Origin of the sequence: Cryobacterium sp. RTC2.1 (assembly GCF_035018685.1) — a bacterium.
Lineage (GTDB): Bacteria > Actinomycetota > Actinomycetes > Actinomycetales > Microbacteriaceae > Cryobacterium > Cryobacterium glucosi.
Genome location: NZ_JASJXJ010000004.1, coordinates 17,056 through 42,216, shown reverse-complemented (window position 1 = coordinate 42,216; position 25,161 = coordinate 17,056). Strand labels below are relative to the sequence as shown.

24 protein-coding genes and 1 pseudogene are annotated in these 25,161 nt (G+C 66.9%); 8 read left to right on the top strand and 17 right to left on the bottom strand.

Annotation, left to right across the window (positions count from 1 at the left end; translation table 11 throughout):
- Positions 1–4 precede the first annotated feature (4 nt).
- Entirely contained in the window at positions 5–1,501 is a 1,497-nt protein-coding gene (locus tag QN357_RS01255; RefSeq protein WP_134448514.1) for a hypothetical protein, read from the bottom strand.
- Positions 1,498–1,863 carry a hypothetical protein gene (locus QN357_RS01250; RefSeq protein ID WP_322136859.1) on the bottom strand — a complete coding sequence of 122 codons (366 nt, stop codon included), beginning with the start codon at positions 1,861–1,863 and terminating at the stop codon, positions 1,498–1,500. Before QN357_RS01250 ends, QN357_RS01255 begins: the two co-directional genes overlap by 4 nt.
- Before the next feature lie 151 nt (positions 1,864–2,014).
- Between QN357_RS01250 and QN357_RS01245 the strand changes: the two genes are divergently transcribed.
- Both QN357_RS01245 and purB read left to right on the top strand, forming a co-directional pair.
- Positions 2,015–2,542, top strand: coding sequence for a low molecular weight protein-tyrosine-phosphatase (locus QN357_RS01245; RefSeq protein WP_134558160.1), 528 nt, complete (start codon positions 2,015–2,017; stop codon positions 2,540–2,542).
- A complete protein-coding gene (gene purB / locus QN357_RS01240) occupies positions 2,539–3,921 on the top strand; it encodes an adenylosuccinate lyase (protein ID WP_134558128.1) in 1,383 nt (460 codons plus the stop codon). The genes QN357_RS01245 and purB overlap by 4 nt, the downstream gene beginning before the upstream one ends.
- Before the next feature lie 5 nt (positions 3,922–3,926).
- On the opposite strand, the gene QN357_RS01235 is transcribed toward purB, so the two are convergent.
- From QN357_RS01235 to QN357_RS01185, 11 genes and pseudogenes are all read right to left on the bottom strand, one after another.
- Positions 3,927–4,187, bottom strand: coding sequence for a hypothetical protein (locus QN357_RS01235; protein ID WP_134448521.1), 261 nt, complete (start codon positions 4,185–4,187; stop codon positions 3,927–3,929).
- The gene (locus tag QN357_RS01230; protein WP_134448523.1) at positions 4,184–4,810 is read right to left on the bottom strand and encodes a DUF308 domain-containing protein; all 627 of its coding nucleotides are present in this window, start codon (positions 4,808–4,810) and stop codon (positions 4,184–4,186) included. The genes QN357_RS01235 and QN357_RS01230 overlap by 4 nt, the downstream gene beginning before the upstream one ends.
- A gap of 115 nt (positions 4,811–4,925) precedes the next feature.
- Entirely contained in the window at positions 4,926–6,299 is a 1,374-nt protein-coding gene (locus QN357_RS01225; protein WP_323504293.1) for an NAD(P)(+) transhydrogenase (Re/Si-specific) subunit beta, read from the bottom strand.
- Positions 6,296–6,607, bottom strand: a complete 312-nt coding sequence (locus QN357_RS01220) for an NAD(P) transhydrogenase subunit alpha (protein ID WP_134448527.1) — start codon at positions 6,605–6,607, stop codon at positions 6,296–6,298. Before QN357_RS01220 ends, QN357_RS01225 begins: the two co-directional genes overlap by 4 nt.
- The gene (locus tag QN357_RS01215; protein WP_322189031.1) at positions 6,607–7,770 is read right to left on the bottom strand and encodes a Re/Si-specific NAD(P)(+) transhydrogenase subunit alpha; all 1,164 of its coding nucleotides are present in this window, start codon (positions 7,768–7,770) and stop codon (positions 6,607–6,609) included. The genes QN357_RS01220 and QN357_RS01215 overlap by 1 nt, the downstream gene beginning before the upstream one ends.
- Positions 7,771–7,889: 119 nt before the next feature.
- Complete coding sequence (gene dnaB, locus QN357_RS01210) at positions 7,890–9,281, bottom strand: replicative DNA helicase (protein ID WP_134448531.1); 1,392 nt, start codon at positions 9,279–9,281, stop codon at positions 7,890–7,892.
- Positions 9,282–9,717: 436 nt separating this feature from the next.
- Positions 9,718–10,167, bottom strand: coding sequence for a 50S ribosomal protein L9 (gene rplI / locus QN357_RS01205; RefSeq protein ID WP_134448533.1), 450 nt, complete (start codon positions 10,165–10,167; stop codon positions 9,718–9,720).
- Positions 10,168–10,175: 8 nt separating this feature from the next.
- Positions 10,176–10,439 carry a 30S ribosomal protein S18 gene (rpsR, locus tag QN357_RS01200; RefSeq protein WP_035835236.1) on the bottom strand — a complete coding sequence of 88 codons (264 nt, stop codon included), beginning with the start codon at positions 10,437–10,439 and terminating at the stop codon, positions 10,176–10,178.
- Between the two features lie 61 nt (positions 10,440–10,500).
- The gene (locus QN357_RS01195) at positions 10,501–11,004 is read right to left on the bottom strand and encodes a single-stranded DNA-binding protein (protein ID WP_134448535.1); all 504 of its coding nucleotides are present in this window, start codon (positions 11,002–11,004) and stop codon (positions 10,501–10,503) included.
- A 219-nt stretch (positions 11,005–11,223) separates the two neighbouring features.
- Positions 11,224–11,592: pseudogene (gene rpsF, locus QN357_RS01190) on the bottom strand (30S ribosomal protein S6); the annotation flags it as partial.
- Positions 11,593–11,860: 268 nt separating this feature from the next.
- Positions 11,861–13,294, bottom strand: a complete 1,434-nt coding sequence (locus QN357_RS01185) for a CCA tRNA nucleotidyltransferase (protein ID WP_134558159.1) — start codon at positions 13,292–13,294, stop codon at positions 11,861–11,863.
- Between the two features lie 79 nt (positions 13,295–13,373).
- Here QN357_RS01185 and QN357_RS01180 point away from each other — a divergent pair, with 79 nt between their 5' ends.
- From QN357_RS01180 to QN357_RS01155, 6 genes are all read left to right on the top strand, one after another.
- Positions 13,374–15,755: a DUF6049 family protein gene (locus QN357_RS01180; protein ID WP_323504292.1), complete on the top strand. Its 2,382-nt coding sequence runs from the start codon at positions 13,374–13,376 to the stop codon at positions 15,753–15,755.
- Positions 15,748–17,367, top strand: a complete 1,620-nt coding sequence (gene murJ, locus QN357_RS01175; RefSeq protein ID WP_134448541.1) for a murein biosynthesis integral membrane protein MurJ — start codon at positions 15,748–15,750, stop codon at positions 17,365–17,367. The genes QN357_RS01180 and murJ overlap by 8 nt, the downstream gene beginning before the upstream one ends.
- Positions 17,368–17,533: 166 nt before the next feature.
- The gene (gene trxB / locus QN357_RS01170) at positions 17,534–18,508 is read left to right on the top strand and encodes a thioredoxin-disulfide reductase (RefSeq protein ID WP_134558124.1); all 975 of its coding nucleotides are present in this window, start codon (positions 17,534–17,536) and stop codon (positions 18,506–18,508) included.
- Positions 18,509–18,517: 9 nt separating this feature from the next.
- The gene (gene trxA, locus QN357_RS01165; protein ID WP_134448545.1) at positions 18,518–18,841 is read left to right on the top strand and encodes a thioredoxin; all 324 of its coding nucleotides are present in this window, start codon (positions 18,518–18,520) and stop codon (positions 18,839–18,841) included.
- A 137-nt stretch (positions 18,842–18,978) separates the two neighbouring features.
- Positions 18,979–20,298: a PLP-dependent aminotransferase family protein gene (locus tag QN357_RS01160; protein WP_134448547.1), complete on the top strand. Its 1,320-nt coding sequence runs from the start codon at positions 18,979–18,981 to the stop codon at positions 20,296–20,298.
- A gap of 42 nt (positions 20,299–20,340) precedes the next feature.
- Positions 20,341–21,300 carry a D-alanine--D-alanine ligase gene (locus QN357_RS01155; protein WP_322136865.1) on the top strand — a complete coding sequence of 320 codons (960 nt, stop codon included), beginning with the start codon at positions 20,341–20,343 and terminating at the stop codon, positions 21,298–21,300.
- 553 nt (positions 21,301–21,853) lie between these two features.
- Here the strand turns inward: QN357_RS01155 and QN357_RS01150 are convergent.
- The 4 genes from QN357_RS01150 to QN357_RS01135 all read right to left on the bottom strand — a co-directional run bounded on the left by QN357_RS01150 (position 21,854) and on the right by QN357_RS01135 (position 25,129).
- On the bottom strand, positions 21,854–22,942 hold the full coding sequence (locus QN357_RS01150) for a ParB/RepB/Spo0J family partition protein (protein ID WP_134448551.1): 1,089 nt from the start codon (positions 22,940–22,942) through the stop codon (positions 21,854–21,856).
- Entirely contained in the window at positions 22,942–23,880 is a 939-nt protein-coding gene (locus tag QN357_RS01145) for a ParA family protein (protein ID WP_134560982.1), read from the bottom strand. The genes QN357_RS01150 and QN357_RS01145 overlap by 1 nt, the downstream gene beginning before the upstream one ends.
- A gap of 85 nt (positions 23,881–23,965) precedes the next feature.
- A complete protein-coding gene (rsmG, locus tag QN357_RS01140; protein WP_241975188.1) occupies positions 23,966–24,604 on the bottom strand; it encodes a 16S rRNA (guanine(527)-N(7))-methyltransferase RsmG in 639 nt (212 codons plus the stop codon).
- A gap of 6 nt (positions 24,605–24,610) precedes the next feature.
- Positions 24,611–25,129: a protein jag gene (locus tag QN357_RS01135; protein ID WP_134558121.1), complete on the bottom strand. Its 519-nt coding sequence runs from the start codon at positions 25,127–25,129 to the stop codon at positions 24,611–24,613.
- Positions 25,130–25,161 lie beyond the last annotated feature (32 nt).

Sequence of the window (25,161 nt, the reverse complement as noted above, 5' to 3'; positions counted from 1 at the left end):
GGGTTCACGGCCCGGTCACGCGGATGCCGCGCCACCGGGTGACCTCGGCCGGTCCGGTTGCGCCGACCCCGGCCAGGGTGTCCCGGAAGCGCAGCAGGTTCGGCTCCGCCGACCCGTCCATCAGGCGGGCGGTGGCCTGGTAGCTCGTAAGGGAATGCGCAGGCAATGCCTGCCCTGCCGGCGCCTCACCGGCGGCGAACGCCCTGCTGCGCACGAGGACCCGGTCGTCGACCCCTGGCGGCATGCCGCCGAACGCCGGAACGATGTCGTCGGTGTGCTCGACGGTGACGGCCTCCACCCCGGCCGGAATGGAGAGCGCTGCCGTCGGGCCGCCGAAGGAGGCGACACCGACGGTGTTGAATTCTCCGGACTCCGCGAGCTGGACCGCGATCTGACCGCCGAGGGAGTGCCCGACCGGGAGCACCGGGTCCTGCGGCTGGACACCGGCGGCGTGCATCGCCTCGACGACGGCGCGATACGAACCGGAGGGGCCGAGGTTGCCTGGGCCCGAACCCGCGTCGCCCGCCGCAGCGCCGGCGACATCGCTGGTCAGGTCGAACGGCTGCCCTGTGCCGGTCGGGTCCCACTCCGCGGTGCCGCCGACATAGACGATCCAGGACGGCGGGGAGCCAGCGTTGCCGGCGTAGCGCTCGATCCGGATCTGCGGACCGTCGGCCCTCGCGTCGGGGATCCGCCGCGCGAGCTCCCCGAAACCGTCAGGGGGCAGGGCCGCGAGGACGGCCGGATGCACCGGGCTCCCGGTCTCGGTCACCCGGTGCACGCTCACCGGCGTCTCCACGAGCAGGCCGAACGGACGGACCAGGAGCAGCGCCGCCCCGGCGACGGAGGAGACTCCGAGCAGGCCGAGTCCCTCGTCGCCCAGTTCGAGTGCTGCGGGAAACGGCAACCCGAGCGCGCCGACGGCCGCGTCGTCGGCGGAGGACACGAGCACGCGCACCGCGGCGACGACGGCCGGGTCGCTCAACACTCCCGGGTTCGCCTGGAACCAGGCCGCGACCTCCGCCAGGCTCCCTCCGGCCACAGAGTCGCCGAAGAGCGCCCGGCTCACGAGGCCGCCGAGGACGAAGGCCGCGAGGTTCGGCAGCGCACCGAGGATCATCAGCGGGGCTGCACGCCCCACGAGGTAGCCGAGCCACGCTCCCGCGACGCCGCTCGCCCGCTCGACCACCCGTTCGACGCGCCCGTATCCTTCCGCGGCCGTCAGGAGCGCGTCGGCGAGCGCCCTGCTCCGCTCACTGATGTCGGCGAGCACGGTGTCGGTCCGCAGGATGCCGAGGCCCGGGTCGGCGTCCGTCCAGCGCACAGCCGGGGTCGGCGAGGACTCGAGCGCCCGGATCCGGGCGAGCCGGGCGCGCCAGGACTCGGATTCCGTCTGGAGCGCCCGGAGCACGGCCGCCTCGGCGAGAACGGCGTCCGTCGCGACGAGGGTTCCACCACCGCCGGAGATCAGTAGTCCCTCGCCGGACCCCGGCCCCCTCACTCCGACCAGCCTCCGGGGGTCGCCCGGGCTCCGCCCGGTGCCTGCGGCACCAACGTCGTCGCAGCGGCCGCTGCCGTCACCTCCTCGGCCGCGAGTTGAGCCTTCACACTGTCGATCCGCGCGAGCACCGCCGTGAGGGTCTCCTCGATGCTCCGCTCCGCCCCGGCCAGGAGCGCGGCGAGTTCCCAGCGGCGGTCGAGGTAGGCGCGCTGCGCCTCGGAGCGCCACTCTGCCGGGGCGCCGGCGGGGAGAAGCCGGCGCGCCGCGAGGGCGATGTCGTCGGCCAGGGTGCGCAGCAGCATCCGCTGGTGCCGCAGTTCGGTCAACCGGTCGGTTTCCGGCGGATACTGCCACCACTGCATCGGCCTGCCCTTCCGCGAGGCCGACCCGGCGGGCCCCGACAGACCGATCCTGTGCGCCACTACCCTCCGGAGCGCCCGCCGACGGGAACCTGGGGAAAGCGAAGTCCCCCGAGCAGGTGTGGAGGAGGCGAAAGTGACGGACAATGGAGCCATGACCTTCTCGGCGATCCGCCCCGACGAGGCGACGCCCTTTCGGATCATCTTCGTCTGCACCGGCAACATCTGCCGCTCGCCGATGGCGGAGATCACCCTGCGCGACCTGGTCACCCGGTCCGGGCTCGGCCGGCTGATCTTCACGAGCTCTGCGGGCACCGGCGACTGGCACGTCGGCGAGCAGGCGGATGTCCGCACGGTCGCCGCCCTCAAACGGCAGGGGTACGACGGCAGCCACCATCGCGCCCGCCAGTTCGACCCGGTCTGGTTCAGCGATTACGACCTCGTCGTCGTGCTCGACCGCACCCAGGAGCGCATCCTGCGCAACTGGGCGGTGAGCGACCGGGACAGGAGCAAGGTGCGCCTGCTGCTCAGCTTCGACCAGGAACAGGCGTCCCTGCACGACGTGCCGGACCCGTACTATTCCGACGATGCGTTGTTTGACTCGGTATTGGGCATGATTGAGAAGGCAAACCTCGCGCTCTTCGCGCAACTAGAGCCCGCAATTCGACAGGGAGTCCGATGAGTCCACTACCCCCCCAGGTCCTCAGCCCGCTAGACGGCCGCTACCGGGCCGCCGTCACCGAACTCGGGGAGTACCTGTCGGAGGCCGGACTCAACCGCGCGCGGGTGCACGTCGAGGTCGAGTGGCTGATCACCCTCACCGATCGCAGCCTGTTCGGTTCCACTCCGCTCGACGCCGGACACAAGGCCTCGCTGCGCGCCCTCGTCACCGGCTTCGGCCAGGCCGAGATCGACGAACTCGCCGTTCTCGAGGCCACCACCCGCCACGACGTCAAGGCGGTCGAGTATCTCGTGCGCCGCCGCCTGACCACGCTCGGCCTCGACCGGATCAGCGAGCTCACCCACTTCGCCGCGACGAGCGAGGACATCAACAACCTCGCGTACGCCCTCACCGTGAGCTCCGCCGTGCGCGAGGTCTGGCTGCCCAAGCTCCGCGCGACCATCGGACTGCTCCGGCTGCGCGCCCTCGAATACCGGGCGGATGCGATGCTCGCCCGCACCCACGGCCAGCCGGCAACGCCGACGACCGTCGGCAAGGAGATCGCGGTCTTCGTGTACCGGCTCGAGCGCCTGGCCGCGCAGGTCGAGGCCAACGACTATCTCGGCAAGTTCAGCGGTGCGACCGGAACATTCGCGGCGCACGTCGCCGCGGATCCCACGATCGACTGGCCGGCCGTGTCCCGCGCCTTCGTCGAGGGCCTCGGGCTGACCTGGAACCCGCTCACGACCCAGATCGAATCGCACGACTGGCAGGCCGAGCTGTACTCGAAGGTGTCCCACGTCAACCGGGTGCTGCACAACCTCGCAACGGACGTGTGGACCTACATCTCCCTCGGCTACTTCCGGCAGATCCCTCAGGCCGGCGCGACCGGCTCATCGACGATGCCGCACAAGATCAACCCGATCCGCTTCGAGAACGCCGAGGCGAACCTCGAACTGTCCTCGGCGATCCTCGACTCGCTCGCCGCGACCCTGGTCACCTCGCGCATGCAGCGGGACCTGACCGATTCGACGACCCAGCGCAACATCGGCGTCGGCTTCGGCCACTCCCTGCTCGCCCTCGACAACATCGTGCGCGGGCTCGGCGAGATCGACATCGACAGGGCCCTGCTCGCTCACGATCTCGACGTCAACTGGGAGATCCTCGGCGAGGCCATCCAGACCGTGATCCGGGCGGAGGTCTCGGCCGGCCGGTCGACGATCGCAGACCCGTACGCGCTGCTCAAGGAGCTCACCCGTGGCAAGCGGATCAACCAGGCCGACCTCGTCGCCTTCGTCTCCGGGCTCGAGATCGGGGAGGACGCCCGGGCCCGCCTGCTCGCGTTGACTCCCGCGGCATACGTCGGCCTCGCCGACAGTCTCGTCGACTACCTCGGCTGACCGGCTTAGGGCTGCTGGCCCTTGTCCTGCTCGTCGATGTCGGTCTTTTCGGCGTCGTTGGGCTTGATGTTGAGCACGAGCATCGCGATCACGACGAGCACGACGATGAACGCGATGCCGAACCCGACCAGGGCGAGCAGCGGCTCCCTCGTGCTCATCAGCACGACGAGCCCGAGGAAGAGGGCCATCACGCCGGCGAGGCCGACCAGTTCGAGCGGCTTCAGTACTTCGGAGCGGCTGGGCTTGCGCGGCGTGTTCTGGGTCACTGAGTGTCCGAATCGTTGGGTGCTGCGGGGTGAATCGAGTCGAGGGGGACCTGGGCGGCGCCGGCCGCCACGGCCCACTTGAGTGAGAACGCTGCGATGCCGAGGTAGACCGCGAGCATCACGAGATAGGCGCCGAGCAGGCCGACGGAAACGACGACGTTCGGCGGCAGCACCAGCACAACGATCGCGAACAGCACGGTCGCCGCGCCCATCACGAGCCAGTCACGGTCTGCAGGGTCCCTGCGCCGGGCACGGATGCCGCTCGACAGTTCCAGGAAGCCGGTCACGATGCCCCAGACCGTGACGAGGTAGAGGAAGAAGCCGAGCCCCCCGCCGTGGAAGCCGAGCGCGAGCGCCCCGGCTACGACACCGGCGACGCCCTGCACGAGGAAGGCGCTGCGTTCACGGGAGTCTGCGAGAGTGCGGCGGCTCAGCACGGCGACGGCGACGCCACTCACGAAGGCGAAGGCGCCGAACACCACGAGCCCGAAGTCCGGGGAGTGGTTCGCGGTGAAGGTGATCAGGATGGCCGGGACGACGGCGATCGCAGCGCGCACGAGGGGCACTGTCCAATACCCCGCGGTGCGGTGGTCCGTGCGGGCGTTGTCGGGTGCGTCGGCCATGCGAAGACCCCTTTCCTGCCTGCGGCTTCCTGCCGGTAGCGGATGCTCGTTGTCGGGTAGCGAGACTGGCCAAGTCTACGCGGGCCGGCTCGGAGCATCCGCTCGGTGACAGAGCCTAGAGCGCGTTGACCGCGCCGAGGATCTTGGTGAGGGAATCCTTGGCGTCGCCGAACAAAAGCGTCGTCTTCGGGTCGTAGAGCAACTCGTTCTCGATGCCCGCGAAGCCGGGGCGCATCGAGCGCTTGAGGAAGACGACCTGGCGGGCGTCGCCGACGTCGAGAATCGGCATCCCGTAGATCGGCGAGCCGGGCGAAGTCTTGGCCGCGGGGTTGACCACGTCGTTCGCGCCGACGACGAGGGCGACGTCGGTGTTCTTGAACTCGGGGTTGACCTCGGCCATTTCCTTGAGCGACTCGTACGGAACGTTCGCCTCGGCGAGGAGCACGTTCATGTGCCCCGGCATCCGCCCGGCGACCGGGTGGATCGCGAAGACGACCTCGACGCCCCTGGCCTGCAGGGTCGTTGCGAGTTCGGCGATCGTGTGCTGGCCCTGGGCGACGGCAAGGCCGTAGCCGGGAACGATGACGACCCGCTGGGCGTAGTTGAGCAGCACGGCGACGTCTTCGGGGCTGGAGGACCGGACAGGACGGTCGCTCTGCGTGGTCGAGCCCGCGGTCGAGCCGCCCTTGAAGGCGCCGAACATGATGCCGCTGACTCCGCGGCCCATTGCTGCGGCCATCGCGCGGGTGAGGATCGTGCCGCTTGCACCGACGAGGGTGCCGGCGACGACGAGCAGGAGGTTGCCGATCACGATGCCGGAGGCCGCGACGGCGAGCCCGGTGAATGCGTTCAGCAGGGAGATGACGATGGGCACGTCCGCGCCGCCGACCGGCAGCACGAGCAGGGCGCCGACGACGAGGCCGAGAACGAGCAGCACGACCGCCCAGCCGGCGGCACCGGTCCCGACGACGAAGCCGCCGGTGACGAGCGCCAGGAGGACGATGCCGCCCATGACCCAGGCCAGCCCGGGGAACACGAGCGGGCGGGAGCTGATCAGGCCCTGGAGCTTGCCGACAGTGACGGCGGAGCCGGCGAAGGACACCGCGCCGACGAGCATCGTGAAGACGACGGCGACCCTGGTCCAGCCATTGGCGCTTTCACCGAGCTCGAGCATGGCCACCAGGGCGGCTGCGCCGCCGCCGACGCCGTTGAAGAGGGCGACGAGCTGGGGCATCTGCGTCATCTGCACGCGGCGGGAGATCGGGGCGGCGATGGCCGAACCGACGGCGATGGCCACGATGATGGCGGGGATGTTGTCCATCCGGACCGAGAAGAACACGGTGATGACGGCGAGGAGCGCTCCGGCGGCGCCGATCAGGTTGCCGCGCCGTGCGGTCTTGGGCGAGGACAGCCCGCGGAGGGCGAGGATGAAGCAGCCGGCGGAGACCAGGTAGAGGAGCCCGGTCCATTCGGGGCTGAGCAGGCTCATTTGGCGGTGTCCTTCGCGTCGGTGCCGGCCGGTTTGCGGGGGGCGAACATTTTGAGCATCCGGTCGGTGACGACGAAGCCGCCGACGAGGTTCGCTGTCGCGAGGAGCACGGCGAGCAGGGCCACGACCAGCAGCCAGATAGTGGTCGTCTGGCCGGCGACGGTGATCGCGCCGATCAGGATGATGCCGTGAATGGCGTTCGCGCCGCTCATCAGCGGGGTGTGCAGGGTGCTCGAGACCTTCGAGACCACTTCAAAGCCGACGAACACCGCCAGCACCACCACGGTCAACAGGGTGATCGGATCCATCAGTCTTCTCCTTGCAGCGCGGCCTGGGCCGCGAGGGCGGCCTTGGTCGGTTCGTGCGTCACTTCGCCCGAGTGGGTGAGGCATGCGCCGGCGATGACCTCGTCGGTGAAATCGGGGGCGACCGTGCCCTCGCTCGTCATGAGAGCGAGCAGGTTCGCGACGTTCTTGGCGTACAGGCGTGAGGCGTCAGCGGGCATCGTGGATGCCGCGTCCTTCATCCCGACGAGGCTGACGGTTCCGTCCCCGCTCGCGACCGGAACGAGGGTGTCGACGCCGGCGACGACGCCTTCGACGTTTCCGCCGGTTTCGGCGGCGAGGTCGACGATGACGGAGCCGGGCCGCATGCCGGTGACCATGTCGTGCGTCACGAGCAGGGGTGCAGGGCGGCCGGGGATCGCGGCCGTGGTGATGAGGACATCCGCCGCGGCGACGTGGGGGGCGAGGAGCTCGCGCTGGCGGACGGCGCGGTCTTCGCTGAGCTCGCGGGCGTACCCGCCCGCGCCCTCGACGGCATCCAGGTCGAGCGTCACGAAGGTTCCGCCCATCGAGGTGACCTCGTTGGCGGATGCGGGGCGCACGTCGTACGCGGAGACGCGCGCGCCGAGGCGCTTGGCCGTCGCGATCGCCTGCAAGCCCGCGACGCCGGCGCCGAGGACGAGGACGCGCGCGGGCGGGATGGTGCCCGCGGCAGTCATGTACATCGGGAAGAACCGCGGGAAGCGGATGGCCGCCTCGAGGACGACCCGGTAGCCGGCGACGAGGGCCTGCGAGGTCAGGGCGTCCATCGACTGGGCGCGGCTGATGCGCGGCACGAGTTCGAGGGCGAAGGCGGTGACGCCGGCCGCGGCCAGGGCCGTGACGGTCGGGAGTTCGTTTGCGGGGGCCGCGAGTCCGACCGTGACGAGGCCGGAGTGGAGCCTGGCGGCGATCGAGGGGGTGAGCGGTCGCACGTGGCAGTAGACGTCGAGGTCATCGAGCGCGAGCTCGGGGACGACGGTGGCACCGGCATCCGTGTATGAGCGATCGGAGAATCCTGCAGCGATGCCGGCGCCGGCCTCGATCAGGACATCGACACCGAGGCCCCGTAGTTGCTGCACAGTCTCCGGTGTCGCGGCGACACGCCGCTCTCCCTCGATGCGCTCTCGCCCAATGCCAACCTTCACGCGGGTATCTCCTTCGCGGCGGCCAGCCACGAGCAAATCCGGACAACCCGAAAGCTTGCGCGGTTTTACCGCCCTCCCGCTAGCGTACCGGGGAAGAGGGGGTCGTTTTAACGCGGAATCTACGAACCGGGCGCGAGATCGGCGAAGCGCGAATAGTGGCCGTGGAAGGCGACGGTGACGGTTCGCGTCGGACCGTTGCGGTGCTTGGCGACGATCAGGTCGGCTTCGCCGGCGCGGGGGTTGTCCTTTTCATATGCGCTCTCGCGGTGCAGCAGGATGACCATGTCGGCGTCCTGCTCGAGCGAACCGGACTCCCGGAGGTCGGAGATGGCCGGCATCTTGTCCGCACGCTGTTCCGGTCCACGGTTGAGCTGGGAGAGGGCGATCACGGGCACCTGCAGTTCCTTGGCCATGAGCTTGAGAGCTCGGGAGAACTCGCTGACCTCCTGCTGTCGGGACTCGACCTTCTTGCCCGATGTCATCAGCTGCAGGTAGTCGATGATGACCATTTTGAGTCCGACGCGCTGCTTGAGCCTGCGGCACTTGGCCCTGATCTCGACGAGGGTCATGTTGGGGCTGTCGTCGATGTAGAGCGGGGCGTCGTTGATGCGTCCGCGGGTGGCCGCGATGGTTGTCCAGTCGCGCGCGTCGACCGTGCCCTTGCGCATGCTCTGCAGGGGCACGGATGCCTCGGCAGAGAGCAGGCGCATCGCGATTTCGCTGCGGCCCATTTCGAGGGAGAAGAAGATGCTCGGCATGTCGTGCTTGATCGAGGCCGAGCGCGCGAAGTCGAGCGCGAGCGTCGACTTTCCGAGGGCAGGACGTGCCGCGACGATGATGAGCTGGCCGGGGTGGAAACCGTTGGTGAGCTCGTCCATGTCCGCGAAGCCGGTCGGCACGCCGGTCATCTGGCCGTCTTTGCCTTTGGCGGCTTCAATCTCGTCGATTGCCGCCGTCACGGCGTCGGTGAGCGGCACGTAGTCTTCGGTCTCTGTGCTGCCGGTGACGGCGTAGATCTCGGCCTGGGCGTTGTTGACGAGGTCGAGCACCTCGCCTTCGCCCGAGTACCCCATCTGGGCGATGCGGGTCCCGGCCTCGACGAGGCGGCGCAGCAGGGCCCGCTCGGCGACGATGGAGGAGTAGAAGCCCGCGTTGGCGGCGGTCGGGACGAGGCTCGTGAGCGTGTGCAGGTAGTCTGCGCCGCCGGCTCGGGAGAGTTCGCCGAGTTTGGTGAGTTCGTCGGTGACGGCGATGACGTCCGTCGGCTCACCCTGCGCATAGAGCGACAGGATCGCATCGAAGATCAGCTCGTGCTTCGGGATGTAGAAGTCCGCGGCGCGAACGGTCTCGACGACGTCTGCGACGGCGTCCTTGCTGAGCATCATGCCGCCGAGCGCGCTCTGTTCGGCCAGGAGATCGTGGGGGAGCGTTCGTTCGGTGTGCCGGGTCTCTGTGCCGTTGCGCAGATCGGTACCGCGTTTGTCCGCCAGACCCAGGTGTGCGATCGACAACCGTGCCTCCTCTGTCCGTGGTGATGTTCTATCAGGGACCGCCGACACCATCGGACGATTCCGGCACACCTCGAAATCCGGCCGCGTGCCCACCATACGGACCGGTTTCCGCTGGAAACAAACCACCCTGTGGATAACACTGTGCAGAATGAGGGCGAAACGCCGCGAGGCTTGTGCACAACCTGTGGACTCGGCTGTGGACAACTAATCTTCTTTGAAAATTTAATGCACTTTGATCAGGCATAAATTCTATTCACAGCTGTGGGTAAAAAGCTGGTTCAAGTACACCTTGAACGTTGGTGCCCAGAAGAAATCCTGTGTACAAATGTGGGGATTCATCAACTGAAATCACCCTCGAAAGGGGTGGCTGGAGCCTTAAACGAGCCTAGCGGCGGACTCCGGTGGGAGTCCGCCGCTAGGCCGGCAGTGTGACTGCTTACTTGGCAGCAACCACCACGAGGGTGATGGTGGCGCTCAGTTCGTCGCGAAGACGAACCGTTGCCTGGTGCTCGCCGACGGACTTGATCGGGCTGAGCTCGATCTTGCGCTTGTCGATGGCACCGAGGCCTGCAGCGGCGACGGCTTCGGCAACATCCGTGGTCTTGACGGAGCCGAAGAGGCGTCCGCCCGTTCCGGCCTTGACGACCAGACGGACCTTGGTGTTCTCGATGGTTGCCTTCAGGGCCTGGGCCTCTTCGAGCGTGGCGTGCTCACGGGCGACACGAGCAGCCTTGATCTGTTCGATCTGCTTCTCGCCTCCGCGGGTCCAGGAAACGGCCCAGCCCTGCGGGAAGAGGTAGTTACGGGCGAACCCGTTCTTGACCTCGACGATGTCGCCGGGTGCACCGAGGCCGGAGACCTCGTGCGTCAGAATGATTTTCGACATTTGGCTACCTACCTGCCTGAGCCGGCGTAGGGCAACAACGCCATTTCGCGGGCGTTCTTGACGGCACGGGCGATGAGGCGCTGTTCCTGGACGGAGACACCGGTGATACGACGGGCGCGGATCTTTCCACGCTCGGAGATGAACTTGCGCAGGGTGGGGACATCTTTGTAATCGATGACACCAACCCGGATCGACTTCGCGGGAGCGGCATTCTTGCCACCCTTAGCTCCGCGGAGCGGCTTGCGGCGGTCGCCGCTCGACTTTCCAGCCATGATTTCCTTACTTTCTTAAGAAGTGCGTTTCAGCCTGACGGCGCCGGAGCGCCGCGATCGGCTAGAAGGGTGTCTCGTCGCTGAAGTTGCCCGGGGTGTTCCACACGTCGCCACCGGTGTTCACGGCGGCGGGAGGAGTGGCTGCCCAGGGCTCGTCGTTCCCGGCCGCTGCGGAGTTACCGCCGCGCGGGGAGGAGGACGATGCAGCGCGAGTGAGCGAAGCAGTGGCGTACTTGAGCGAAGGACCGATATCGTCGATTTCGAGCTCGAAGCTTGTGCGCTTCTCGCCTTCCTTCGTTTCATAGGAACGCTGCTTGAGCCGCCCAGTAGCGACGACACGAGAACCCTTGGTCAGTGAACCGGCGACGTGCTCGGCGAATTCACGCCAAACGCTCGCGCGCAGGAACAATGCGTCGCCATCTTTCCACTCGTTGGCTGCGCGATCGAAATTGCGCGGAGTGGATGCGATGGTGAAGTTGGCAACCGCCAGCCCGCCCTGCGTGTAACGCAGTTCCGGATCGCTGGTCAGGTTGCCCACCACGGTGATTACGGTCTCGCCGGCCATGGGCTACTTGTCGCTTGCCTTGTCGGCGGTGTCGACGGCTGCTGCGGGAGCCGGTGTGGCGACCGCTGCGGGCTTGGCGACTGCTGCCGGGGTGGCGACCGCTGCCGGGGCTGCAGGAGCTGCCGGGGCTGCGGCCTTGACGGCTGCTGCGGCGGGAGCCGATGCGGGCTTGACAGACGCGGCGACCTTGGCGGTCGGGGCGGCTGCGGCTTCGGCCTTCGCGGCAATGACCTTCGGGTTGGCTGCCTTGCGGGCTGCCTTCTCGGCGGCGAGCTTGCTCGCGACGGCAACCTGGGCGATGCCTTCTTCTGCGCGGAGAACCTTGGTGCGCATGACGGCTTCCGACAGCTTCAGCTGGCGGTCGAGCTCGGCCGTGGCAGAAGCGTTCGCGGTGAAGTCGACGACGGCGTAGATGCCTTCGGACTTCTTGTTGATCTCGTAAGCGAGACGGCGGCGACCCCAAACGTCAACCTTGTCAATCGTTCCACCATCGTTGCGAACAACGTTGAGGAACTTGTCAAGGCTGGGAGCTACGGTGCGCTCATCGATCTCGGGATCGAGGATAACCATCAACTCGTACTGATGCATGACTAACCCACCTCCTTCGGACTAAACGGCTGCAGAATCTCTGCAACAGGAGGGTTGTGCATGTGCTGAAGGCGGAGGCCGGGAATCCGGCGCGCAGACAACCTGCCCAGACTACTCGATGAGGCGACCAAAAGCCACCACAGCGCCGCGGCGCCCTCCACGCCGTCTGTGTTCACGTCAGTCCGAGCATGCCGGGACGCGCGTGGACCGTGCAGCCGGAAGCAGCGCTTGTGGAGAAGTGCGCACATCCGCCCCTGTTGAGGAGTGGTTACTGGCCGTGTCCCGCCCACCACGCCTGAAGGCGGCGCGTTGCCTCCTCGACACCGAGGGGGCCGTCGTCGAGGCGCTGTTCGAGGAGGAAACGGTAGGCCTCGCCGACCTCCCTGCCCGGTTTCACGCCGAGGATCGCCATGATCTGCTCTCCGTCGAGGTCTGGCCGCACTGCGGCCATCTCCTCCTGCTCGGCGAGTTCGCGAATGCGCTGCTCGAGGTCGTCGTATGCGAAGCCCAGCCGGTCGGCCTTACGCCGGTTGCGGGTGGTCACGTCGGCCCTGGTGAGGATGTGCAGCCGTTCGAGCTGGTCGCCGGCGTCGCGCACATAGCGGCGCACGGCCGAATCCGTCCAGGCTCCCTCGGTGTACCCGAAGAAGCGCAGGTGGAGCTCGATCAGCCGGGAGACGGCCGCGATCGTGTCGTTGTCGAAGCGCAGCGCACGCAGGCGCTTCTTCGCGAGCTTGGCGCCCACCACGTCGTGGTGGTAGAAACTCACGATTCCGCCTGGCTCGAGCTTCCGGGTCGCCGGCTTCCCGATGTCGTGGAACAGGGCGGCGAGCCGCACGATCAGGTCCGGTCCGCCCGGGAAGCTCTCCCGGGACTTCTCGTAGCCGATCGCCTGGTCGAGCACGGTGAGGGTGTGCTGGTAGACGTCCTTGTGGTGGTGGTGCTCGTCGACCTCGAGGCGCAGCGCCGGAATCTCCGGCAGGACGATGTCGAGCAGGCCGGAGTCAACCAGCAGCTCGAGGCCGCCGTGCGGGTTGTCCGAGAGGAGCAGCTTGCAGAGCTCTTCGCAGACCCGTTCCGCCGAGATATTGCGGATGCTCGACGCCATCGCGTCCATCGCGATCGCGGTGTCGAGGTCGAGGGTGAAACCGAGTTGGGCGGTGAACCTGGCGGCACGCATCATCCGCAGCGGGTCGTCGCCGAAGGAGATCTCCGGCGAGATCGGCGTCCGCAGGACCCCGGCCATGAGGTCGCCGATGCCGTTCGCCGGGTCGACCAGGGTGAGCCCGGGAAGGCGCAACGCCATCGCGTTGACCGTGAAGTCCCGGCGGAGAAGGTCGTCCTCCAGGCTCAGCCCGAATACGACCTCCGGCTTCCTGGTCACCCCGTCGTAGCTGTCCGCCCGGTAGGTGGTGATCTCCACGGTCTCGCCGGCGACCTTCGCCCCGATGGTCCCGAAGGCCCGGCCGATATCCCACTGCGCCTCGGAGATCGGGGTGACGATCTCGAGGATCTGCTCCGGGGTCGCATCCGTCGTGAAATCGAGGTCGTGCAGGGTCCGGCCCAGGAACGCGTCGCGCACCGGACCGCCGACGAGGGCAAGCTCGTGGCCCGCAGCCTCGAAGGCCAGGGCCAGGCGGGATACGGAAGGAGTGGCAGCCAGGTCGCCCAGCCGCGTGAGGGCTGTCGCGACGCTCTGCATGCCCCCCATGTTAGTTCCTGGTCGCCGGCGCGGGAGCCGCAGACCGGTTACTCAGGGCGCACGCCGTAGAATCCCCTATATGGTGGCCGAGTCAAGTACTGCGCGTCGGCCCGCGCACCCGACAGCGGCGAGCGGCCGCTGGTCGCACCTCAGGGTCCCCGTCTCCGCCCTCCTGATCGGCATCCTCGCCGGACTGCTTCCCCTGGCTTCGTCCGGCTTCATTCCCGGCGCGCCCACCAGCGCGGCCGCCGCCGCGACGGCGACTCCGACGCCGACGCCGACGCCGACAGCGGATGCTGCGACGACGGACCAGGTCACGGTGACGGTCGCCCCCGTCTCGCTGGCGCCCCTGCGGTCAGGTCAGGACCTCGCGGTCACCGTAAGGATCACCAACGGCAGCGCCGAAACCATCACCCCCGGCACGATCGAGCTCTACCTCGCCGAACGGGCACTGACCAGTCGCAGCGCACTCACCGCCTGGCTGCATCCCACCAAGACGGGCAAGCCCGGCGACCTGATGCTGCGTTCGGCACTTCCGGCCGCCATCCCGCCAGCGGGAACGGCGACCGTCGCCATCTCGGTGCCCTCCGCGGACGTCGGCCTCACCTCGGGCAACGCGTGGGGCGCCCGCGGCATCTCGGCCACGATCACCGAGGACGGGTCCGTCCTCGCCCAGGGGCGGGGCACCTTCGTCTGGTATTCCAACGAGGTCGTCACCCCGGTGGCCCTCGCTGTCGTGATGCCGATCACGGTGCCGGAGCAGACCGAGGGTCTCATCCCGGCGAAATCACTCGAAACCTACACCGCGCCGGGCGGCAGGCTGAGCCGGCAGCTCGACGGCGTGATCAACCGCGACGTGACGATTGCGATCGATCCGATGATCATCGCGTCGATCCGTATCCTCGGCAACACGGCACCGGCGAGTGCCGTGGCCTGGCTCGGTCGCCTCGGTCAGGCGAAGAACGATATATTCCCGCTCGGCTATGCGGATGCCGACCTCACCCTTCAGGCCCAGGCCGCTGCCGGCACCCTCCTGGTTCCCCTCTCATTCGACCAGTCGATCAACGCCTCGGATTTCACCTCCCCGACACCGGCACCGACACCATCAACATCAACTCCGACACCGACCCCGACTCCGACGGCAACCGGCAGCGCCCCTGCCGGCCTGACCGACACGACGACCGACACGACGACCGACACCGCGACTCCGACTCCACCCCCGACCTCAGCACCCGTGATCACTCCGGGCACAGTCCCCACGAGCGAGCAACTCCTGGCCTGGAATTACACGGCAACGGACATCGGCTGGCCGCTGACGGGCACGGTCTCGGCCGCCGACCTCGATGTCTTCACGGCGGGCGGCCTCTCGAGCCTCATCCTCGGCGGGGCAAACACCGCGCAGTCTGACCTCACCGAGACCCCCAACGCGAACGTGGTCCTGGCCGGTGGGCATGGAAACGCCCTGGTCACCGACGAACCCATCTCTGCAGCGCTCCGGACGGCGGCCACCGCGACGACGGATAGCGACTGGCAGGTGGCGATGGCCGAGCTGAGCTCCCAGATCGCGGTGGTCTCCGCCGAACGTCCCGCGACCGTGCGCACACTCCTCGCCACGTTCGACCGTGACCCCGTGCCGGGTGGAGTCCGGTTGAGCGAAACCCTCGCGGCCCTTTCGGGCCTGGGCTGGCGTGCACCGGCGACCGTGGCCGCCGAACGTGCGGCGTCGCCGGCCACGGACGTGAGCTTCCAGTCCCAGGCGGTGTCCGATGCCCGCATCCTCACGGCGCGCACTCTGCTGCACCGTGAAGGTGAGGTGACGGCGTTCTCGACGGCACTCTCCAAACCGCTCGCCATCACCGCCACCCAGCGACTGACGACGCTCGCGCTGCTGTCGACGAGCTGGGCGCAGGATACGGGTGCCTGGAGCGAGGCCGTCGACTCGAGCCTCGCGGACTCCTCTGTACTGCTCTCCTCGATCAGCGTGTCCACGAAGGGTCCGATCAACGTCGTCGGCAGTCAGGTCGACATCCCGATCACCCTCGACAACGCCCTCGGGCAGTCCGTGACGGTGAAAGTCCAGGTCGTCCCGTCCAACGGCCGACTCATCGTCGGCGGCGATGTCATCGAGGCGACGATCGAGGCGTCCTCGGCCAGGACCGTCAAGGTCCCCGTGACGGCCGCTGTCGGGAATGGTGCGGTCACGCTGCGGATCACCCTCTTCTCCCCGGACGGTTCCGTCGTCGGCCAGCCCAGTCAGATTCCGATCAACGTGCGTGCGGACTGGGAGGGCCTCGGTTCGCTCATCTTCGCCGCCCTGCTCGTGCTCTTCTTCGGATTCGGGCTCTGGAGAAACGTGCAGCGCCGCCGCCGGGAACGTACTGCGGTCGCGCAGGCGACAGATGCCCCTGTGGACGCCCCTGTCGATGCCCCCGTCGATCCCCCGGTCGTGCCGCGTGGCTAGCATCGGGCGCGCGAGCGCATTCCTCGCCTCGGGCACGATCGTCTCCCGCATCCTGGGATTCGTGAAGGTCATCGTCCTCGCCGGCGTGATCGGCCTGTACGGCACGAGCGCCGACGCGTTCGCGCTCGCCAATCAGCTCCCGAACACCGTCTACACGATCGTCGCAGGCGGAGTCCTCACCGCGGTCCTCGTCCCCCAGATCGTCAGGGCCGGACTCCACGTCGACGGCGGCACCGCGTACATCAACAAGCTGCTGACCCTGGCGCTCAGCATCCTCGCGGTCACCACGCTCGCCGCAACACTCCTGGTCCCGGTCATCACGCCCTTCATCGGCCTGCACCTGCCTCCAGCGCAGTTGGACCTCGCCATCGCCTTCGCTTATTGGTGCATGCCGCAGATCTTCTTCTACGGCCTGTACACGGTTCTGGGGGAAGTGCTCAATGCGAGAAAGTCGTTCGGACCGTTCACCTGGGTTCCGGTTCTCAACAACGTGGTTGCCCTGGCCGGAATCGTCGTCTTCGCCCTCGTGGCCGGGGCCGACCCCAACGGTGATCGCACGGCGAGCGACTTCACCCCGGGCATGGTCGCACTGCTGGGCGGCACCGCCACGCTCGGCGTCGTCGCGCAGGCCGTCGTGCTCTTCTATTTCTGGCGTCGGATCGGACTTCACTTCCGCCCCGACTTCCACTTCCGCGGGGTCGGGCTCGGCGCCGCCGGCAAGACCGCGAGCTGGACCTTCGGCATGCTCCTGCTCAGCACGGCCGCCGGGATCGTCGAAACCCAGGTCGTCACCCAGGCCACGGGCAAGGCGTCCGTCGCCGTGCTCGCAACAGCCTGGCTCATCTTCATGCTCCCGCACTCGGTCATCACCGTTTCCGTGGCCACCGCCTACTTCACCGGCATGAGCGAGCATGCCTCCCGCGGTGACGTTGCGAAGCTCAGAACGGATGCCTCGTCGGCTATACGAGGCACGTCACTCCTGATCGTGCTCGCGTCGACGGTCATCCTGGTCTGCGCCTACCCGTTCGCGGCGGTTTTCACCCAGGGGAAGTTCGAGCAGGTGCAGGGCACCGGGAACGTCATCATCGCCTACATTCTCGGCCTCGTCGCCTTCTGCGTGCTCTTCGTCCTGCAACGCACGTTCTACGCGCTCGGCGACACCCGCACCCCGTTCTTCTTCACCCTGTTCCAGGTCATCCTCGTCGTGACCGGAGTGCTCGCGTGCTCGCTGCTGCCCCCGGCCTGGATCGCCGTCGGCATCGCACTCGTCGTGACGGTCTCCGGAATCCTGCAAACGATCCTGGCCGGCCATTTGTTGCGGCGTCGTCTGGGCGGTCTCGACGGCCGTCGTATCCTGCGGAGCCTCGTCCGGTACCTGGTCGCCGCGATTCTTCCCCTCATCATCGGCCTCGGAATCCTCCTGCTCCTCGGCGGCACTCACGAGGGCGGCTTCGCCGTCTCCGGACGGCTCGAGGCCATCCTTTCGATGCTCATCATCGGCGGCGTGATGTCGCTCGCCTACTTCGGAATGCTGCTGCTCATGCGCAGCGATGAACTCAGGGTCTTCCTGGTGCCGCTGATCAACCGGTTCCGCCCGCGCGGCACGAACTAGTCCGGCACGCCACCAGCAAGGTGGTCCCCGGGCCGGGCACACTGGCAACCGGCCGTGAACGCAGGCCCCCGGCTGGGAGGCGCGGAATAGCATCCGATTAGGATGTGTTGTACCCGGCAGCGAGGCAGCCACACCTGCCCTGCCCCCACTGCGAAGGAGTCTACGCGTGCGTCAGATCATCATCATCGGCTCCGGCCCTGCCGGATTCACGGCCGCCATTTACGCCGCGCGCGCCAACCTCAAACCGCTCCTCATCGCGAGCTCGGTCGAGGCAGGCGGCGAGCTGATGAACACGACCGAGGTCGAGAACTTCCCCGGCTTCCCCGAGGGTGTCCAGGGCCCCGACCTCATGCAGAAGATGCAGGAGCAGGCCGAACGCTTCGGCACCGAGGTCGTCTACGACGACGTCACCGAACTCGACCTCACCGGCGCGGTCAAGACCGTCACGCTCGGTTCCGGCGAGACCCACGAGGCCCTGACCGTGATCTTCGCGACCGGTTCCGCCTACCGCAAGCTCGGTCTCGAAGACGAAGAGCGCCTCTCGGGGCGCGGCGTCTCCTGGTGTGCGACCTGCGACGGCTTCTTCTTCAAAGAGAAGGAGATTGCCGTGATCGGCGGCGGCGACTCCGCCATGGAGGAAGCCACCTTCCTCACCCGGTTCGCGAGCAAGGTCTACGTTGTGCACCGCAAGGACACCCTGCGCGCCTCCAAGATCATGCAGGATCGCGCCTTCGCCAACCCGAAGATCGAGTTCGTCTGGAACTCGACGGTCTCCGGCATCACGGGCACGGATGCCGTCGACGGCCTGGTTCTGCGCGACACGGTTTCCGGCGCCGAAAGCATCCTTCCCGTCGGAGGGGTCTTCGTCGCCATCGGCAATGACCCGCGCACCCACCTCGTCCACAAGCAGCTCGATCTCACGACGGACGGCACGATCGCCGTCGCTGGACGATCCTCCCTGACCAGCCAGGCGGGCGTCTTCGCCGCCGGCGACGTCATCGACCCGCACTACCGCCAGGCCGTGACCGCGGCCGCCTCCGGCACCGTGGCTGCGCTCGACGCGGAGCACTACCTCGCTTCCCTCCCCGCGGAACTGCTGGCCAGCGCCGGCGACTCCACATTCGCAACAGCCACCAACTAAGGAGCACACATGTCCGCACGCGCCGTTACCGACGCGACTTTCGACCAGGAAGTCATCAACAACGAGAAGACCGTCCTCGTGGACTTCTGGGCGGAATGGTGTGGCCCCTGCCGCGCCGTCAGCCCCATCCTGGACCAGATCGCCGCAGAGCACGCCGACAAGCTCGACATCGTCAAGCTCAACGTCGACGACTTCCCCGCCCTCGCCGCGAAATACCAGATCACGTCGATCCCGGCCATGAAAGTGTTCCAGAAGGGCGAGGTCGTCAAGACCGTCATCGGCGCCAAGCCGAAGGTCGTCCTCGTTTCCGACCTGGCCGCATACCTGGCCTAGAGGCCCTCTCCCCGCTTCGGTCGGTTTCACGTGAAACACCGGACGTAGAGATGAACGAAGCCCGCCCGGCACCGTCGGGCGGGCTTCGTCGTATCCGGGTGGGCCTACGATTGAACCCTCACCAGAACGGATGTGACGTGACTGCACAGGGCTCTTCCCAGGCCGGTAACAACCTCGACCCGTGGTACCACCACTACGCCGAGCGAGCCGCCGGGCTGCGGGCCTCCGAGGTGCGGGCCCTCTTCGCCGTCGCCTCCCGCCCCGAGGTCGTCTCACTGGCCGGGGGAATGCCGTTCGTGGCAGCGCTGCCCCCGGACCTCGTGGTCAACGCCATGGAGCGGGTCATGCGTGAGCAGGGTCCCGTCGCCCTGCAATACGGCTCCGGCCAGGGAGTACCCGCTCTCCGCGAACAGATCCTCGAGGTCATGGCCCTCGAAGGCATCCGCGCCCATGCCGACGATGTCGTCGTGACCACCGGCTCGCAGCACGCCCTCGAACTCGTCAGCAAACTCTTTCTCGATCCCGGTGACGTTGTGATCTCCGAGGGACCGAGTTACGTGACTGCCATGGTCATCTTCAAGTCGTACCAGGCCGAGGTCGACCATGTTCCCATGGACGAACACGGTCTCATCCCTGAAGCCCTGCGTGAGCACATCCAGCAGCTCCGTGTTGCAGGCAAGACCATCAAGTTCCTGTACACGATCCCGAACTTCCACAACCCGGCCGGGGTCACGCTGAGCTGGGAACGGCGTATCGAAATTCTCGAGATCTGCCGCGCCAACAACATCCTCGTCCTCGAAGACAACCCGTACGGCCTGCTCTACTTCGACAAGCCGGCACCGGATGCGATGCGCTCCCTCGAACAGGACGGCGTCGTCTACCTCGGCACCTTCTCCAAAACCCTCGCTCCGGGTTTCCGGGTGGGTTGGGCCCTCGCACCCCACGCGATCAGGGAAAAGCTGGTGCTCGCGAACGAGGCCGCCGTTCTGTCGCCGAGCTCGTTCAGCCAACTCGTGATCTCGGAGTACCTGGCCACTGCCGATTGGAAGGGCCAGATCAACACCTTCCGAGGCGTGTACCACGAGCGCAAGGACGCCCTGCTGAATGCACTGGACGAGTACCTGCCCGAACTCACCTGGACGAATCCCAATGGCGGATTCTATGTCTGGGTCACCCTGCCGCAGCTACTCAATTCCAAGGCTATGCTCCCGCGCGCCGTCAAGGAGCTCGTCGCGTACACGCCGGGAACCGCTTTCTTCGCCGACGGCGACGGCCAGCAGAACATCCGCCTGTCGTTCTGCTATCCCACCCCTGCCGAGATCCGGGTCGGCGTCCGTCGCCTCGCGACCGTCGTCCGCGATGAGCTCGACCTTCTCGAAACGTTCGCCGGAACCGGCTCGCTCGATCCGCTCCGCACACCCGGTCGCTTCAACCCGCTGCCGACCGACATCTCCTAGCCCACGAACCACCCCCAAGCGATTAGCAAGGAATCCCTGATCATGACCGATATTTCTCCCCTCGCGATCATCGTTCTCGCCGGCGGAATCTCGCATGAGCGCGATATCTCGCTCCGTTCGGGGCGTCGGGTCGCGGACGCGCTCACCGGCCTCGGCCACAAGGTCACCCTCCTCGACCCGCAGGCGGGACTCCTGCTCGACCTCACCACCCGGGCCCCCGATGTCATCTTCCCGGTCGTGCACGGAGCCACCGGGGAAGACGGCGCGCTCCTCTCGCTCCTGGAGACGACGGGTATCCCCCACGTCGGCTCCCGCGGAGGTCCGGCGAGCCTCGCCTGGACGAAGCCCACGGCCAAGGAACTCGTCCGACGCGCCGGGTTCGCGACACCGAACTGGATTGCCCTCTCCAAAGAGACCTTCCGGGACCTCGGAGCGGCGAGCGTTCTCGAGCATCTCCTGACGGCACTTCCCACTCCCCTTGTCGTGAAGCCATCCCAGGGTGGATCCGCGCAGGGTGTCACCATCGTCGAGACCGCGGCCGAGCTTCCGCGGGCCATGGTCGAGGCCTACACCTACAACTCGGTGGCCCTCGTCGAAGAAAAGGTACGCGGCACCGAACTCGCCGTCACTGTCATCGACTCCGGACTCGGTCCGGTCGCCCTCCCCGCCGTCGAGATCGTGCCCGTCAACGGCGTCTACAGCTTCGAGGCCCGCTACAACGCCGGCGAGACCCTCTTCTACGCACCAGCGCGCATCACCGCGGACATCGCCACTCTCGTCGCCCAGACGGCTGTCGATATTCACACGCTGCTCGGACTCCGGCACATCTCCCGGATCGACCTGATCGTCGACGAAGAAGGCGTTGTCTGGTTCCTCGAAGCCAACGTGCTCCCCGGGCTCACGGAAACCTCCCTGGTCCCCCAGTCCATCGAAGCGTCGGGTGCGACGCTCGGCGACGTCTACGAGTCACTCGCGCGAGCCGCGGTCGCGACCGTCGACTGACTTCGATCCGACAAGATCGTCCATTTCTCCCGAAAATCAGCCCCTTTGGGGCGCGAATCGGACATTCCCGGAGCGCCGGAATCGGCTTAGGATGCCTTCTGAAGACCTGAGATCACGCAGAACCGGCGTTCCCACTCGTCTTTCCTGACAACGTTTCACGTGAAACACTCGCGCCAGAAATGACGGGAGGCAGAAAATCCGCGCAAGAGCACGTTTCACGTGAAACATGCGCTGCATTCTGCACACCCCACAGGCACGCTGGTGATTCACCCTGCACGGCGGTGGCCCCTTGAGACACCGGTTACATAGAGAATGGCTTGAGTCTAACGCTATGTTTCACGTGAAACATACCTGGGGTTCGCGTCTCGTGACACCGTTTCACGTGAAACATGCGCAGAACGTCGCGTCGACCAGGCGCCCCGGTGATGAAGCGCGCCAATTGCGTCATTTCGTACCAAGCACCCCGCGAGTGAATCGGCTCACCTGACGCGTGTGCGTGCGTGATGTTTCACGTGAAACACCGTAGGGGAGCAGGCCTGTTCGACCGAGGGATCTAATTCGACCCGAAGCCGGGCTCTCCCAGAACCGCAAGAATCCGGTTCAGGTCGCCGATCGTGGCAAAATCGATATTGATCTGTCCCTTACGCGCGCCCAGGTTGATCTTCACCCGGGTGTCCAGGCGATCGCCAAGGTGTGAAGCGATCTCGTCGAGGTGACCCTGGCGTTTGCCTGCCGATGGTCGAGGCGCCTGCGCCTTCGGCACTGCCGTCGCCGCGGCTTCCGCCGCCCGCACAGAGAGGTCCTCGTTGACGATCTTGTCGGCGAGACGAAGCATCCCTTCCGGATCGCCCACGGAGAGGATCGCACGGGCGTGACCGGCGGACAGGACACCCGCGGCGACCCGTACCTGGACGGCTTCCGGAAGCTTCAGGAGACGGATCGTGTTGGTGATTTGTGGCCTTGACCGGCCAATTCGCTGTGCGAGCTCGTCCTGGGTGATTCCAAAGTCCGCAAGCAGCTGCTGGTACGCCGACGCCTCTTCGAGCGGATTGAGCTGGGCACGATGCAGGTTCTCGAGCAGTGCGTCTCGGAGCATGTCGATGTCCGCGGTCTCCCGGACAACGGCGGGGATGGAATCGAGGCCCGCTTCCTTGGTCGCCCGCAACCGACGCTCGCCCATGACGAGTTCGTATTTTCCGGGCTGATCGGGGAGGGGGCGCACCACGATCGGCTGCAGCACACCGACCTCGCGAATGCTGTGCACGAGTTCCGCAAGATCGGATTCGTCGAACACGCTGCGGGGCTGCACGGCATTCGGGACGATATCGAACGGATTGAGGTGCGCGAGCCGGGCACCGGGAACCGGTACGAGGACGGGCGCATCCGCATCCGCCGGCTCGACGACAGCAGAACCGCCCTCGACCAGGCCGTCCTCTGCGGGAGCACCCGAGTCCGGCACCGCGGTGAGTCCGACAGCGTCGATCCCGGCCTTGTCACCCGCCGCCGCGAGTGCGGCTGCCGCGCTCGCCTTCGCCGCCGGGGAGTACGGGAAGAACACGTCCACGGGACGGGCGAGGGTCGGGTCGTCCTGAATCGGAATCAGGGCGCCGATACCGCGGCCGAGGCCTGTTCTCTTCGCCATTACTGTCGTTCTCCTGTCTGGGGGGCACCGCGTCTGGCGATTTCCGCTGCTGCTTCAAGGTAGGAGAGCGATCCTGCCGAGTTCAGGTCGTAACTGATCACGCTCTGACCGTAGCTCGGCGCCTCAGAAACCCGCACAGAGCGCGGAATGAGGGTACTCAACACCTGGTCGGGGAAGTGATCGCGCACGTCCTGCGCCACCTGGTTGGCCAGGTTGGTGCGGCTGTCGTACATCGTCAGCAGAATGGTCGATACCGTGAGTTCGGGGTTCAGGTGCTTCTCGATCAGTTCGATGTTCTTGAGCAGCTGGCTCAGGCCTTCGAGCGCGTAGTACTCGCACTGAATCGGGATGAGGACCTCTTTCGCGGCGACGAAGGCGTTGATCGTCAGGAGCCCGAGGGATGGGGGACAGTCGATGAACACATAGTCGTAGGGATCCGTCATTGCGGAGAGGTGCACGGTGAGGGCACGACTCAGCCGCTGTTCGCGGGCGACGAGGGAGACGAGCTCGATCTCGGCTCCCGCGAGGTGGATCGTCGCCGGTACGCAGAAGAGCGAACCGAATTCGGGGCTGCTCTGCACAACGGAGGCGAGTTCTACGTCGTTGATGATCACGTCATAGACGCTCGGGGTGTCCGCGCGGTGTTCGACGCCGAGCGCTGTCGAGGCATTTCCCTGCGGATCGAGGTCGATCACAAGTACCCGGGCACCCTGCCGGGCCAGGGCCGCTGCCAGGTTCACGGCGGTCGTGGTCTTGCCAACGCCGCCCTTCTGGTTGGACACCGTGATGATCCGGGTGCGCTCGGGCTTGGGCAGCTTCTCCGCTGCGATCACCTGACGCCTGCGCGTGAGCTCGGTGATTTCCCTGGCGAGGGGAGTGCTGCTGTCAAAACCGCGTGCGGCCGTGGTGTCGTGCTGTTCCTGGCCGGGTTGTTTCACGTGAAACCTTTACGTTCGACGGTTGAAGAGCCATCCGAGGGTGATGCACGATCCGTGTTCGCGTGTGCGAAACGCCAATCGGGGACTAATCAACTGTAGCCCTTATGACTCGCGTCACGTCCTGCAGCACGCCCTCACCGAGGGTGATCACCTCGACATTGCTGAGGTGGAAGCGACGAATCTCCTTCGCAGCCGCCGAAATTTCGCCCTGCGCACCAGCGCCCTTCATGAGCACGAGCTCGCCCCCTGCCCTGAGGAGCGGCGCCGTCAGGGGAATCAGTGTTCGGAAAGCGCTTACTGCGCGCGCGGTGACCTGGTCGAGCGGATGCGGAAGGTGCAGGTCCTCAGCACGGGCGCGCGTCACGGTCGTGTTGGTCAAACCGAGCTCCGCAACCTGCTCGGTCAGCCAAGCCACCCGGCGCTCCATCGGTTCGATCAGCACGAAGTCGACGTCGGGCCGAATGATCGCGAGCACGAGTCCGGGCAGTCCGGCGCCGGACCCGACGTCGCCGACCAGTCCGGGCCGGAGCAGCGGGGCCATGATCGCACAGTTCAGGATGTGCCGGCTCCAGAGCCGGGGCAACTCGAGCGGGCCGATCAGGCCGCGCTCCTCGCCCTGCGTCGCGAGGTTGGCCGCGAAGGCCCGTGCGACGTCGATGCGGTCCCCGAAGAGCCCGGCCGTGACGACCGGTTCGATCTCGAGCGTGTCGTTCACGGGTTCCACGTGAAACTACGCCGCGGTGATGACCGTGTGACGGTCGCGGCCTTCGCCCGTCGACTCCGACACGTAACCGTGCTCGGAGACGAGGTCGTGCACGAGCTTGCGCTCATAGGACGACATCGGCGGCAGGGAGGCTTCCGTCGCGCCTGCGGCGATGCGCTCGATCGCCCGGGTCACGAGGACGCCGAGCTCCGCCTGGCGGGCCTCACGGGAGCCGCCGATGTCGAGGATCAACCGGGAGAACGACCCGGTCTTGTTCTGCACCGCGAGGCGGGTCAGTTCCTGCAGGGCGTTCACGGTGTCCGGGCGGGAGAGCAGGCGCAGGCTTCCGGCATCCGTCGAATTGACCGACACGTAGGCGCGGCCGTTGCGGGCATCGATGTCGATGTCCCCGTCGAGGTCGCAGATGTCGAGGAATTCCTCGATGTAGTCCGCGGCGACGTCGCCCTCCTTCTCGAGCTGATCGAGGGTGGGGGAGTCGTCTTCCGCGGGGGAATCCGCGGCGATCACGTCGGTGTTCTCAGTCACGATGTCCGTCTCTTCTGTGTTCTGCTCAGTCG